The sequence below is a fragment of the Luteolibacter sp. Y139 genome (assembly GCF_038066715.1).
GTDB classification, from domain to species: domain Bacteria; phylum Verrucomicrobiota; class Verrucomicrobiia; order Verrucomicrobiales; family Akkermansiaceae; genus Haloferula; species Haloferula soli.
The window spans coordinates 141,135-154,324 of record NZ_JBBUKT010000008.1 but is presented as its reverse complement, the minus strand read 5'-3'; the positions used below and the strand labels follow the sequence as shown (position 1 = coordinate 154,324).

Here is a 13,190-nt window from a genome sequence, read left to right as displayed (position 1 = left end):
CAGGCCGTCACCGGATCATCCGGTGGCGGCCTTTTTCTTGTCCATTCAGCGGGTCATGGCCAGGCAAGCTGGAAGGTCACCACGACCGAGGCATGGTCACTCGGCCAGGTATTGTTCCGGGCAGCATCGACATTGTCGCCGTAGACGTAGCCTTGGTTCTGCAGGGCATTCGTGAAGATCTCCGCTGAGCTTGGCGTGGCAGGACCGCCCTTGTGGAAGACGAAGTCGATGCGGTCATGCGGCTCGTCCGGGCTGCTGTAGAGCGGTGACCAGGTGGTTCCCGGTTGGGATTGGGGGGTGGGAAAGATCTGGCGGAAGGAGTCGGTCATCCCCGCATTGGCGACCGCCACCGTGGCCGGCCATTGGACGACCTTGCCGTAGTGAGCCGAGGCATTGGCAGCTGTCCAATCAAGATGCGAAGGGCAGTTGAAGTCTCCTGTTAGAAACACGGGTGCCGCATTCGCATTCGCGAGGTGGCTCGACAGGCCAGTCATGATGTCCGCGATCTGCTCGTCACGCTGCGAGGCCAGTTCCTCGGCGAGGACGCTGGCACTCGTCGAGCCGGCACGTTTCGCCTCGTAGGGACCGTAGTGCAGGTAGTCGAGATGGGTATTGAAGATCACCACCTCGCGCAGTGGATTGCTGCACAGGCGAACCCGCGCTCCCTTGGCCACACCATTGGCAGCGGTGTAGGTCGCGGTGATCGGATAGCGGCTCGCGATGCCGCTGTCTCCGGAACCCGTGGGGCTGTAGTACCAGCCGAGCTCATCGGCGATGGTTTGCACGCGGTAGGCGTTCGAGCCCGAGGCATTGTCCACCGTCTCCTGGGTGCCGATGATGTCCACGTCCGCCTCGATGATGGAGCGGATGCCTTTGGTGGCACCTTGATTCACCTGGCCCCAGCCATGCCAAAGATTGTAAGACATCACGCGCAACACGTCGACGTGCTCCTGTCCCGCCTGGAAGACGGGAACCGACATCGTGGCGATGCTGGAGTTGCCTAACAGGTCCGTGGCGCGCACGGTGAAGGTATTGGCACCGGCATCAGATACTGCGGGGTTTCCCGTGAGCACGCCTGCTGTCGAGACCTGCAGCCACGCCGGGCCGGAGACCTTTGAGAAGGTGAGCGCATCTCCCGGATCGGGATCGAAGGCGTAGGCCTGGATCTTTCCTGAATACGCCTGCCCGGCCACGGCATGGCGTTGCACGAAGCTCGTCACCACCCACGCCGGCTGAGCCGGGCCACCGACAGGCGTCACGCTGAACTGAGCAGGGCCAGCGAGCTTCGTGTAGCCATTCGATGCGAGGAACCACACCTTGTAGCTGCCGGGAGCGAGCGTGGGATTGGCAAAGGTCACGCTGCCGCTCTTCAGGTTCCCGCCCGGAGTTTGCGTTCCATTCGTGTAAAGCCAGTCGAGAAAGGTCCCGGTGGACGGCGTGGTGATGCTGGCGGGAAAGATCCCGATCCAGTCATTGTTGTTTCCCAGACCGCCGCCGAAGTTGGCGGTGATTGGACTTCCGGCGGGATAGGAGTTCGCGCTGAGGGTTACGAACTTCGGTGCGGCAGCCGCGGGTAAGGCGAGGACGACCGCGAAGCAGACAGTGGTGAACTTGGGCTTGTTCATGGCATCGCAGACTTCGCGGCACGAGACGATGGGCGGCAACGGGCATTATCGCCGGAAGCCGGGGCACGATCGCCGGGAAAAAGAGGCCGGGCAGCCAAAAAGACTGCCCGGCGACATTGTCCTCAACGAGCTTGGGATGCTGTTAGAGAAGAGCCCGCTCCAGGCGGCGGCGTTCATGACTTCCCCCTCGCGATGCTGCTTCCGTGTGCGACGGCGCCGCATTCCCACGATCATTCATCGCATCGGCGAAGGCACAGGCGACGTCACCGAAGGATTGCAAACGACATCCCCAGTCCTCACGCGCTTCGCCGGACCGCTGAAAACGAGCGGCCGACAGGATTTTCACGAGGACTCCCACACGGCCGCGCGGAATGCCGCGCGTGCCGGTAGATCGATGGATGGCGACTGCCACCGCGGCGAGCGAAGCCACGGTGACGCCTGCGCTGAACCAGATGTCAGCATTCATGTTATTGGTCTCCTTGTTCTGTGGATGTCCGGTCCTGCTCCTGCGGGAGGCAGGGGCCGGATGCATTTCTTTCCTTGGGATTGCGAAGCGGCGGCGGCTCCGGCGATTCCCCGAACAAGAGGAGACCGAACGATCCGCGCCCCGCGGTGACGCCTACGGGGTTAGCTGTCGGGCTGGAGCCACCACGTGCTCCCGGTGCCGCAGGCACCGCTTGCCCCAGAGACCAGAGGGCAGGAAATAGTCCTGCCACAGTCGGTCGGGATTGGTTCCCCCGCTGCTCCGGACAACACGTCCGGTGCACTCGGCTGACGGTATCGTTCTCACGAACGGCTCCCTTCTAACCGTTTCCCCTGCGCTTGCAATACGGGTGTTTGTAACCGGAGGGCCGGTCTGACAGGATCATTGTAATGGATTGGCACTCGTCCTTGCTCCCGAAACTCCGCGCACTGCTCGCGGTGGTCGCGGTCTCGACTGGATGCCTGCCGGTCATCGGGTGGATCGGCGGCGGCTTCTTCTGGCCACTCGATCTGCTCAATCACTTCCAATATCAATACGCGCTGGCCCTGCCGCTGATGGCGCTCGCCTTGTTCTGGATGAAGTCCCGCCGGGTCGCCATCGCCAGCCTGGTGCTGCTGCTCGTCCCGCTCGGCCGCATCGTCCCCTCTTACCTGCCACCCAAGCCGGTGAAAACCGACGGCACTCCGGTCCGGGTCGCCTCTTTCAACGTGTTTGTTTCGAATGACCGCTACCAAGACACCCTCGACTGGGTGAAGAAGGCGAACCCCGACTTCATCTACTTCACGGAAACGACGGAGACGTGGGCGGATGCACTGGAGCATCTTCACGAGGACTATCCCCACTCCATCGAGGAAGGCACCGGCTTCGCATTCTATTCGAAGCTGCCCATTCGCAGTCACGAAATCATCCACTGCAGCGACATCGAGTTCCCGCTGTTAGTCGCGCGGGTCGCGACTGCAAATGGAGACGTCACGGTGTTCGCTATGCATCCCCTGCCGCCGGTTTCACCGCATTGGTCACGAGCACTCGATGAGACGATGGCCGTCCTTGCCAGCGAGGTGAAGAAGACCTCCGGGCCGGTCATTCTCGCAGGAGATTTCAACGCGACCCGCTGGGGTCACAAGTTCGAGCCCCTCAGAGAGGCTGCGCTGAGGGACGCCTCCTATGGAAAAGCACCCGGTGCGACTTGGATGCGGGGCAATCCGATCATTTCAATCCCCATCGACCGCTTGCTCTATCGCGGCGAGGACATGGACTGCCAGCGCTTCGAGATCGGCCCTGCGCTTGGATCGGATCACCGGCCCGTGATCGCTGAGTTCGTCTGGTAGCCAACAGACAAATCCAGATGTAGGATGGGTTCTCCCCTTGCATGATGAACGCAATGAAGTGGCGCTCACGTCTTCTCCCCAAGCCTCTGCCATTCCTCGCGCGACTGGCGGCGCTGGTGGGGTGCTTTCCGATTCTCGGTTTGTTCGGCGGGTTGCAGTGGAAGCTGGATCTCTTCAATCACTTCCAAGTCCAGTATGCGGTGTTCATCGCACTCGCGGTGATCGTGCTGCTCCTTGCGAAGTCGTTCCGGCTCGCGGCCCTTGCTGCCGTATTCCTTGTGGTTCCCGTGGTGCGGCTGGCTCCGTCCTTTATCTGGAGTGGATCAAAGGCCGTCGGCACGCCGGTTCGAATCGCCAACTTCAATGTCTACACCGCCAATACACGCTACGATGATGCCATCAAGTGGATCCACGAGGCCGATCCCGACGTGATTTTCCTGCCGGAGGTGGACAACGTGTGGGCAATGGCCTTGGGCCCGCTTCAGGCAAGCCACCCCTATTCCATCGACCATCCGGTGGAGGGCAACTTCGGCTTTTCGTTTTACTCCAAGCTGCCGATCGTCAGCCAAGAGATCATTCCCTGCGGCCAATTGGCTCTCCCCTTGCTGAAGGCCCGGCTCAAGGGACCGGGCGGAGAGTTCGTTTTCTTCGGCGCTCATCCGGTGCCGCCAACCACCGAGTTCTGGAGCGATGAGCGGAACGAGTTTCTGCGGATGATCGCGGAGGAGGTTTCAAAGGAAGCGCTGCCCGTCATCGTTGCCGGCGACCTCAATGCCACGCGTTGGAGCATTGGCATGAAGCCGCTGTGGAACGTGGGACTGAACGACAGTTCACTCGGCCACGGCGCGGGAAGCACCTGGATGCGCGGCAACCTGCTGCTGGCCGTTCCGATCGATCACATCCTGTTCCGCGACGCCAAGGACAAACCCGGCCTGATGAACTGCCGCAAACGCTGGATCGGCCCCGACATCGGATCCGATCACCGGCCGGTGGTCGCAGAGATCGCGTGGTGAACCGTCACGCGGATTCCAGATCCACCTGATAGAGACGCTCGGCGGCACGGCGTGCATCTCCCCCCTTCGGCAGGCACTCGGCACCGAGAGGCAACGGCAGCCCCAACTCGCGGACCTTGCGGAAGACCTCGCTGTAGCGGATCTCGCCCGTGCCCGGCTCATTGCGCGCTGGTGAGTCGGCGAACTGAACGTAGCCGATCCATTCCTTCCCCTTCTCCAAGCTGTCGATGAGGTTGCCCTCATAGCGCTGCATGTGGAAGAGGTCCCAATTCAGCTTCACCCACTCCGAGCCCACCGCCTCGCAGATGGCGATGCCATCAGCACTGCCGTAGAGGCAATGGCCGGGGTGATTGTAGGGATTCATCGGCTCCAGGATGATCATCTTCCGCTTCGCCTCCAGCACCGGCACGGCAGCACGGAGCTTCTCGATCACGGAGGCATGCATCTGCTCCTTTGTCAGGCCGGGGATATTGTCACCGCCGACCACGCAGAAACGTTCGCAACCGGGAAGAAGTTCCGCGGCGTCACAGGCAGCGGCGATCTCGGCGACGAAGTCTTCCTTCGGGAAATCCGGATGATTGATCTGCTGGCCGAAACCCCACGCCGTGAACTGCGTGGCAACGAGGCCGTGCTTCCTGAGAGCCTCCGCGCCAGCTACGAGATCCTTGTCACGCCAAGACCACAATTCGATCGCCGGAAAGCCGAGTGCTGCGGCTTGATCGATGCGCTCCACGAAGGAGCCCTCGAACCACATCTCGATATTGACGGCGATCGGCGTGTGCGGCGTGCGTCCGGGAAGATCAGTCATGCGCGCGGAGGAAAGCGCAAAGCCGCCGCTTGCTCAAGCCATCGTGTGATCGTCCGAGCCGGCAGCATCACCGTCCACCAGGGTCTCGTCCATATCCACCTCGCGGACGCGCTTCTTGTCCCGCCAGAACTCGACCTGCTTGCGCAGCGTCTCGCGAAGTTCATCGCCGTTGCGGATCGCCTTGATCTCGATGTGCGGCTGCGAGCGGTCGGAGGTCTCGATGAGCAGCGTGGAAAGCCCGAAGACGCGATACCAGAAAGGACGCTCCATCGAGGTGTCCTTCACGCGGTAGAGTTCCACGTCGTCGAGCTTCTGGTTGAAGATCCCGCGGGTCATCCGGATCCGCTCGGTGGTCAGCTCGTGGCGGATGCTCTTGGTCTCGATGAAGGTCCACAGGATCCAGACGAGCGGCACCACCAAGGCAGCCCAAAGGAACGGCATCGCAGACAACAGCCCGCCGACGGCGATGCCGGCGGCCAGCAACAACGCGACTAGATACTTGCCGAGGTTGAGAACCTGCGACGGACTGCCTTTCCAGAGAACTTCTTCGCTCACGGTCGCAGAGTGAATGAATCCAGCCCGGTTCAACAAGTGGAGAATCGGCCCAGTTTTGCAGCGCGAAAAGGTTCAGATGGGAGGGAGGATCTGTAACCGGAAGTAGCGGGCACTCCCCAAGGACGCTCCAAGAGAATAGCTGCTCGTGGACGAAAATGCGGTCACGGAAGCCACCTCCGTCCATCCGGTGAGATCCTCGGAAGACTCGATGATGTAGGAGCGTTGGGGCGCTGACGACCACTCGAGCCGCCAATTTCCTCCTTCCTGAATCAGCGAGGTCCGGATGAAATCCTGACCATTCACGGGAGAGCTTCCTGCAAGGAACTCGAACAGATTGGAATACCCATCTCCATCCGCATCCGCGTTCTTGTTGAAGGGCTGTGAGGAAAAATACTGCTGCTGCCAGTCATCGTCGATGCCATTGGAATTCGCGTCCTTCAGCAGCAGCTGGGTGGTTGCCGGCGGCAGCACCACCGAAAAGACCGGCTTCACCGCCCACGAACTCACCGTCGCGGAACTGTTCACAAACATTGATCCGACGGAGATTGCCGGCTGGGAATCCGAAAAATTGAAAGGGAAGGAAGTTACTTCGAGCGAGGCGTCGGGTTGCCATGGCCACGTAGTCGAAGCGGTCGTGCTGGGACGAAAGACGCGGCAGCCATTGAGAGCACCTACCGCTTGAACCTCGACGTCCCACTGATCCAAAAGGAAACGGGTAGCGACGACCCCGAGGCCACCATTCACCGCGGAATTGGGAGAATAGCCGAGTCCTCCCATCCAGTTGGCGCAGTAGCCGTTCGAGGCCCCTTTCCACCCTGGCACGCACGAAATGGATGAGGTTTTATCGCTTTGCCAATCCAGCACATATTCAAGATTAGCGGTGGACGGCAACCAAGGGCTGAACAGAACGGTCTCCCCCGCCCCCACGACGGCTTGGCCCGACGGAGGAGCCGGATCGACGGCCCCACCAAAAAGTCTCATCCCGAATCGCTTAGGCGAAGAAGCGGGGCCCGCATTGACATACATCTTGTCCATCGGGACCGGCTGGGAAGAAACAAATCCGGCTCGTGTGGGACCAAGCCTCTTCAATCTTAAACCCAGTTGTGGCTGATCAAATTCCACCCGTGCCGTACTGGCCAGCATCATGGGCCCGGCAGCGTGGTTGGTGATCGCCGCAAAGGGCGCGTACGTCATCATCAGCATCTGCGGCCAACCACTCCCCATATTGGAAGTGATCAGGCTGGACCAGGTACCATAGGCGTCGCGGGTGTGGAGTGAATAGACGACACCACAACGAACCTCCAGGGCCGAGGAACCGGCAGCATTCGCTACGGAAGCCGCTGTCCCAAGACTCGCGGCAACCAGGATGAGGTGCCCAAACCGGTGACTTCCCATTCGCATCATTCGGAACGATGGTGCATCATCCCCGAATCATCGGACTAGGAAAAACCACGAGCTATGAACTCGTAGCGGTTGTTATCTAATCTTGATCGGCTCCGAGGAAATCTCCCCCGGAATGCCGCGCAGGTGCATGTCGAGGAAGACTCGGATGCGCTGGTTCAGCTCCGGGCTGGCGAAGCCGTGGCCGGCTCCTTCCATCGCGACGAGATGGCTCTCCACGCCGGCTTTTTCCAGCGCGGTGTGGATCAAGGTCGCTTGGGAAAACGGGACCAGCGTGTCCTTGGTCCCGTGGGCGGTGAAGAATGGTGCGTCATCCTTGGTCACCCATGATACGGGCGATGCGGCCTTCGCATTCTGGCGGGCCTCCGCCTCATCGCGACCCAGGAGCTCCACGACCATCTTCCGGCCTTCAGCTTTCTCCGGCGTCGGGTTCGGAAGATAATCGCTGAAGAAATCTGTCGGGCCGAAGAAGTTCACCACGCACTGCACGCGGCTGCTGACCTTGGCGAAGGCACCTATGGTTCCTTCCAGAGTGGCGTCATCATTCTCGGTGCCGAGCAGCGAGACGAGGTGCCCACCGGCGGACATGCCAAAGACACCAATGTGGGCGGCATCGATGCCATACTCATCCGCCTTGCCTCGGAGGAAGCGGATCGCAGCCTTGCAATCCTGGATCTGGGCCGGCCACTTGGCCTCTTGGGAAAGCCGGTAGTTGATGGTGGCCGCGGCGTAGTCACCGGTTGAGGTCACCGCGCGGATGACATCAAGCCCGTCCTCCTTTTGGCCAGATTTCCACCCGCCGCCGTGGACGAAGACGACCAGCGGGCGCTTTTTCGTGGCATGATCCTTCGGGAGAAGCAGGTCGAGCTTCTGGCGCGGGTTGTCGCTGCCAGCGTAGTCGATGTTCTTCAGGAGCTCGGTCTCTGTCGCTTTCCCGCCACCGCCTTGGGCACCGACGGCGGCCTGAAACTCCTCCTTCGAAACAAAGCCGTCGCGATTGGTATCCACGAGGGGGAACTGCGGGCGCAGCTGCTCGGGAACCTCAGCGCGACTGAGCTTGCCATCCTTGTTGGCATCGATGGCGGCGAAGGGATCGGCCTGTTGGGCGAATGCGCCGGAAGCCAGGAGCGGGAAAAGGAGCGCACGCGTTGCGGATGCAAACGTTCGGCTCGTCGGGATGGTGCTGCTGGCGTGAGGCATGGTCGGGGAAGTGGAATCAGTGGGTGAATCCGGCAGATGCCGGCGGCGGTGCATTGATACGCTAACGACACCTACCAACCTTTTCGCTTATTTCGATAACTTGGTGACTCGTTTCCAAAAACAAAACGCCCGGCCTCGTGAAAGGCCGGGCGCTTTAAATCAATCAATCAGGCGTGAGCCGGAAGGATCAGAGACCCTTCTTCACCACGTCGGTGAGGAGGTCGATCACGCGGTTGGAGTAGCCCCACTCGTTGTCGTACCAAGCGACCAGCTTGAAGAAGGTCGGGTTCAGCTCGATGGAGGAGCCGGCGTCGAAGATCGAGGAGTGCGCGTCGTGGATGAAGTCGGTCGAAACCACTTCGTCTTCGGTGTAGGCGAGGATGCCCTTCAGGTAGGTTTCGGAAGCCTTCTTCAGAGCGGCCTTGATCTCGTTGAGCGAGGTGGCCTTGGTCGTCTTCACCGTGAGGTCGACCACCGACACGGTCGGGGTCGGCACGCGGAAGGACATGCCGGTGAGCTTGCCCTTCACTTCGGGGCAAACCAGCGCGACGGCCTTGGCGGCACCGGTGGTGGACGGGATGATGTTGATCGCAGCGCTGCGGCCACCCTTCCAATCCTTCTTCGAAGGACCGTCCACGGTCTTTTGCGTGGCGGTGTAGGAGTGGATGGTGGTCATCAGGCCTTCCTCGATGCCGAAACCTTCCTTGAGAAGGACGTGGACGATCGGGGCGAGGCAGTTGGTGGTGCAGCTCGCGTTGGAGATGATGTGGTGATTGGCGGGGTCGTAGAGCTCGTCGTTGACGCCCTGGACGAAGGTGCCGTCTTCGCCCTGTGCAGGAGCGGAGATGATGACCTTCTTGGCACCGGCGGCGATGTGGCCCTTGGCCTTTTCAGCAGCGGTGAAGAGACCGGTCGACTCGATCACGACTTCCACGCCGAGTTCCTTCCAAGGAAGGCCATCGGGGGTGCGTGCGGACACGACCTTGACTTCATGGCCATTGACCACCAGCACGTCGTCTTCTTCCAGTTCCGGCTTGGACTTCTTGGAGGTGACGGTGCCGTTGAACTTGCCCTGGGTGGAGTCGTACTTCAGCAGGTAGGCGAGGTTGTCGGCCGGCACGATGTCACCCACGGCGACAACGTTGAAGGTGGTGCCGAGATGGCCCTGCTCGACGAGAGCGCGGAAGACGAGGCGGCCGATGCGCCCGAACCCGTTGATGGCGATGGTGGTCATGGTGGTAGGTCGTGTGCCGGGCGGATTTCGCCGCCCGGGCGCGGGATGATGCACGTGCTCCCGCAGCCGTCAATGGCCCGGTAAGTCACGAAAAAGCAGCATGCGGCATGCCCGCGGAGCCTCCGGCGGGCCAGCGACGCACGTTCTCGCATCATCTGCCGCAAATTCCGCGTGCTGGGAGCGCGTGCAACTGCGTTTTCGCGGCGCGCCAATTGGGTCGGACGGGAGCGTCCGGCTTCTGCTGAACAGCCCCCGACGCGGTTCAGTGCGTCATTTCCCGCAAATTCCGCGTGGCGGGAGCGTATCCGGCGGCCTAGCGTCCCCGCCATGCAGCACACCATCCCCGTCGAACACAGCGACCCGATCAATGCGCAAATCCTCGCCGTTTCGGAGGATCTGGTGTCCGGATTCCACCGGCACCCCTTCCATGTGATCGCGGAAAAGAGCGGCGTGGACCTCGGCACGGTGCTGGAGCGGATTCGCGCGATGCTGGAAGCTGGCGTGGTCCGCCGGGTGCGTCAGACGCTGCTTTCCACCAAGCTCGCCCACGGCGCACTGGTCGCCTGGAAGGTCCCGGAGGAGAAGCTGAATGACGCCTTTGATTTCATGTCCAAGGAGGATCCGTTCTCCGGCCACGTGGTCATCCGCTCGACGGATACCGAGGTCTCCGGCTCCGGCTACCGCCTCTGGACCACCCTGAAGGTGCCGGTCGGCGAATCACTCGACGAGCACGCCACCGCCCTGCTGCGCCTGACGGGGGCCACGGAATACCTTCTCATGCCGGCCCATGGCGTGTTCGCGCTCGGCGTGGGCCACGTCCGTCGCCGTGCGCTGGAACCCGGCGACAAGGCTGAGGAAACCGCGGTCATGATGACCACGGTCCCGGTCGATTTGACTCAGGAAGAGTGGGACGTGCTGCTGGCCCTCAAGGAGGAGCTCCTTCCCGAGGAAGTCATCGCCAGCCCGTGGGATAGCCGCGCCATCAAGGCCGGCGTCTCCGTGGATCGCTTCTGTGAGGTCGCCACCACCCTCAATGACAAGAAGGTCATCGGCCGCTTTTCCACCTTCCTCGAGCACGTCAAGCCGTCCTCAACCGGCGAACGCGTCACCCGTTTCAACGGCCTCTTCCATTGGGCGGTGCCGAAAGGCCGCGAAATCGAGGCAGGCGGCGAAGTCGGCCGCCACTACTGCATGACCCACTGCTACTGGCGCGAGGGCGGTCCGCAATTCGGCGACGTCAATATCATGGGCGTGGTCCACGGCACCGAAAAACCCCGCGTTCTGGAGCATAAGGCCGCCATCGACCGCCACTTGGAAAGCATCGGCATCCCGGTTTCCTATACGAATGTCTTCTGGGGCGGCCGGTCCGAGATCAAGCCGTCCGAAATTTCCCCGATCGTCTATCGCGAGTGGCACGCGAAGCATTCCGGCCAGTAGTCACTAGTCAGCAGTCATTGGGGAACAGCCGCTTGGCTTTCCCTCTTGCCGATGACCATTGACTAATGATCGCCCTGCGACAATTTCGTCACAAGCCCCCCGTTCCCGGCGTCACGGGGGGGCCGTAAAGCTCACCGCGCATGCAGAAAATCCTGATTGTCGAGGACGAACGCGATATCGCCGACCTCGTAGGTTTCAACTTGGAGCGCGCGGGCTATAACGTGCTGAAGGCACACGATGGCATCACCGGCACCGAGGTGGCCATCCGCGAGCGTCCCGATCTGGTGATTCTCGACCTGATGCTGCCGGGCAAGGACGGCTACGGGGTCTTCAAGGAACTCCGCCGCGACTCCCGCAGCCGGGACATCCCGGTCATCATGCTCACCGCCCGCGCCCAGACCGAGGACCGTATCCAAGGCCTCGAAGCCGGTGCCGACGACTACCTGACCAAGCCCTTTTCGCCGAAGGAGCTCATGCTCCGCGTGCAGGCCGTGCTGAAGCGCAGCGACGGCCCGCCAGGCTCCGTGGAAGTCACCTACGGGCCCTTCCGCTTTGATAAGAACTCGCTCAAGTTTTACCTCGAAGGTGAGCCCGTCGAGCTCACCTCGACTGAATTCAAGCTGCTGCTTTTCCTGACCGAACGGGCAGGCAAGGCGCAGGACCGCAACGATCTGCTCCGCACGGTCTGGGGTTACAGCGATGAGGTCCACAGCCGGACCCTCGACACCCACATGAAGCGACTCCGTCAGAAACTCGGCGAACATGCAGCGATGGTTGAAACCGTGCGTGGCATTGGCTACTGCGTGTCCTCTCTCTGAGGATGCCCGAGCCATTTACTACCTTCTCCACCGCTGCCGCACTGGCCGCCCTTGCGGCACTGGGCATGACAGCGCTCCGCCTGCGACGAGCGAAAAAGGAATTCAACGAGGAAGTCTCGGCATGGAAAATGAAGCTGGACCTCGACTTGCGTCAGGCGAAACGGGAACGCGACCAACTGCTGGACGCGCTCGGCGATGCCTTCATGCTAGTGGATGCGAATTCCCGGGTGCTCTTCGCCAACAAGGCGGCGCGCACCCTCTTCCGCGGCCGGGATCTCACCGGCCGCACGGTGCAGGAGGCCTTCCTGGACCAGCGTCTGGCGGCCGCACTGATGCGCTGCCTGGAAACCGGCGAGCCGACCGTGACGCGCGCCATCGTACCACAACAATCCTCCCCGCTCGGCGATCAGGAACGCCGCGGGATGAACGCCTGGGTCATCGACGCCGCCCGGCTTTCCGACAGTCCGGCGGACGACCCCACCACCCGAGTTGTGATCCGTGACGTGACCAACGAGTATCAAACCGAGCAGATCCGGAAGGACTTCGTGGCGAATGCTTCCCACGAGCTCCGCACGCCGCTGGCCATCATCAATGGCTATCTGGAGAACCTCATCGACGACGATCTTCTCGACGACAAGGAACTGACCCGCCGCTTCCTCAAGGTGATGCGCAAGCACACCGAGCGCATTTCGCGCATCGTGGAGGACATGCTGGTCATTTCCCGCCTCGAGTCCGGCGAAGCCGCGGCGCTGAAGGTGAAACCTTTCCGCATCCGCTCCTGCGTCAGCGATGTGTTAGAGCGCCTCGAGTCGGTGATCCATAACCAGCAGGCGACGATCAAGATCGACATGCCGGACATCGACCTGAGCTTGGCCGGTGACCGCTTCTACTGGACGCAGGTGCTTTTCAATCTGGTCGAGAACGCGCTGAAGCAGAACCCGCGCGCCGGCCTCACGGTGACGGTCGGTTGCAGCTGCACCGATGAATCGACCCAGATCTGGGTGGCGGATGATGGCGTGGGCATTCCCAGCGCCGACCTGCCGCACATCTTCCGGCGCTTCTACCGGGTGGAAAAGCATCACTCGCAGGAAGAGATCAAGGGCACCGGCCTGGGACTCTCGATCGTGAAACGGGCGGTCGAAGCGCACGGCGGAAGCATCCGCGTGAGCTCCACGCCGGGTCAGGAAACACGCTTCACCATGGAAGTCCCCCGCGATGCCGAGGCTCGGCTCCTCGCTGAGGCCGAAGCGAACTCGCTGCCGGAGCTCCAGAAGACGGAGGGATAAG

Annotated in this window: 12 protein-coding genes and 1 riboswitch; of the genes, 5 read left to right on the top strand and 7 right to left on the bottom strand. The window is 61.7% G+C overall.

Features of this window, described 5'->3' with window-relative positions; all coding sequences use genetic code 11:
* Nucleotides 1-53: 53 nt before the first annotated feature.
* Together WKV53_RS19340 and WKV53_RS19335 are read right to left on the bottom strand one after the other, a co-directional pair.
* Nucleotides 54-1,625, bottom strand: a complete 1,572-nt coding sequence (locus tag WKV53_RS19340) for an endonuclease/exonuclease/phosphatase family protein (protein ID WP_341406435.1) — start codon at nucleotides 1,623-1,625, stop codon at nucleotides 54-56.
* 142 nt (nucleotides 1,626-1,767) lie between these two features.
* A complete protein-coding gene (locus WKV53_RS19335; RefSeq protein WP_341406434.1) occupies nucleotides 1,768-2,091 on the bottom strand; it encodes a hypothetical protein in 324 nt (107 codons plus the stop codon).
* 135 nt (nucleotides 2,092-2,226) lie between these two features.
* A riboswitch (cyclic di-AMP (ydaO/yuaA leader) is annotated at nucleotides 2,227-2,408 on the bottom strand.
* Nucleotides 2,409-2,516: 108 nt separating this feature from the next.
* Between WKV53_RS19335 and WKV53_RS19330 the strand changes: the two genes are divergently transcribed.
* Nucleotides 2,517-3,437 carry an endonuclease/exonuclease/phosphatase family protein gene (locus WKV53_RS19330; protein WP_341406433.1) on the top strand — a complete coding sequence of 307 codons (921 nt, stop codon included), beginning with the start codon at nucleotides 2,517-2,519 and terminating at the stop codon, nucleotides 3,435-3,437.
* A gap of 53 nt (nucleotides 3,438-3,490) precedes the next feature.
* Entirely contained in the window at nucleotides 3,491-4,450 is a 960-nt protein-coding gene (locus tag WKV53_RS19325) for an endonuclease/exonuclease/phosphatase family protein (protein ID WP_341406432.1), read from the top strand.
* Between the two features lie 4 nt (nucleotides 4,451-4,454).
* Here the strand turns inward: WKV53_RS19325 and WKV53_RS19320 are convergent, their stop codons facing one another.
* The 5 genes from WKV53_RS19320 to gap form a co-directional block, all read right to left on the bottom strand.
* The gene (locus WKV53_RS19320; RefSeq protein WP_341406431.1) at nucleotides 4,455-5,258 is read right to left on the bottom strand and encodes a TIM barrel protein; all 804 of its coding nucleotides are present in this window, start codon (nucleotides 5,256-5,258) and stop codon (nucleotides 4,455-4,457) included.
* A gap of 33 nt (nucleotides 5,259-5,291) precedes the next feature.
* On the bottom strand, nucleotides 5,292-5,813 hold the full coding sequence (locus tag WKV53_RS19315) for a PH domain-containing protein (protein WP_341406430.1): 522 nt from the start codon (nucleotides 5,811-5,813) through the stop codon (nucleotides 5,292-5,294).
* Nucleotides 5,814-5,885: 72 nt separating this feature from the next.
* Nucleotides 5,886-6,635 carry a hypothetical protein gene (locus WKV53_RS19310; RefSeq protein WP_341406429.1) on the bottom strand — a complete coding sequence of 250 codons (750 nt, stop codon included), beginning with the start codon at nucleotides 6,633-6,635 and terminating at the stop codon, nucleotides 5,886-5,888.
* Nucleotides 6,636-7,289: 654 nt separating this feature from the next.
* Nucleotides 7,290-8,414, bottom strand: a complete 1,125-nt coding sequence (locus WKV53_RS19305) for an alpha/beta hydrolase fold domain-containing protein (RefSeq protein ID WP_341406428.1) — start codon at nucleotides 8,412-8,414, stop codon at nucleotides 7,290-7,292.
* A 187-nt stretch (nucleotides 8,415-8,601) separates the two neighbouring features.
* The gene (gap, locus tag WKV53_RS19300; RefSeq protein WP_341406427.1) at nucleotides 8,602-9,648 is read right to left on the bottom strand and encodes a type I glyceraldehyde-3-phosphate dehydrogenase; all 1,047 of its coding nucleotides are present in this window, start codon (nucleotides 9,646-9,648) and stop codon (nucleotides 8,602-8,604) included.
* Between the two features lie 327 nt (nucleotides 9,649-9,975).
* Between gap and WKV53_RS19295 the strand changes: the two genes are divergently transcribed.
* From WKV53_RS19295 to WKV53_RS19285, 3 genes are all read left to right on the top strand, one after another.
* Nucleotides 9,976-11,085 (top strand): Lrp/AsnC family transcriptional regulator, encoded by a 1,110-nt coding sequence (locus WKV53_RS19295; protein WP_341406426.1) that lies wholly within the window; start codon nucleotides 9,976-9,978, stop codon nucleotides 11,083-11,085.
* Nucleotides 11,086-11,225: 140 nt separating this feature from the next.
* Nucleotides 11,226-11,903, top strand: coding sequence for a response regulator transcription factor (locus WKV53_RS19290; RefSeq protein WP_341406425.1), 678 nt, complete (start codon nucleotides 11,226-11,228; stop codon nucleotides 11,901-11,903).
* Nucleotides 11,904-11,905: 2 nt separating this feature from the next.
* Nucleotides 11,906-13,189, top strand: a complete 1,284-nt coding sequence (locus WKV53_RS19285) for a sensor histidine kinase (protein WP_341406424.1) — start codon at nucleotides 11,906-11,908, stop codon at nucleotides 13,187-13,189.
* Nucleotide 13,190: the final 1 nt, after the last annotated feature.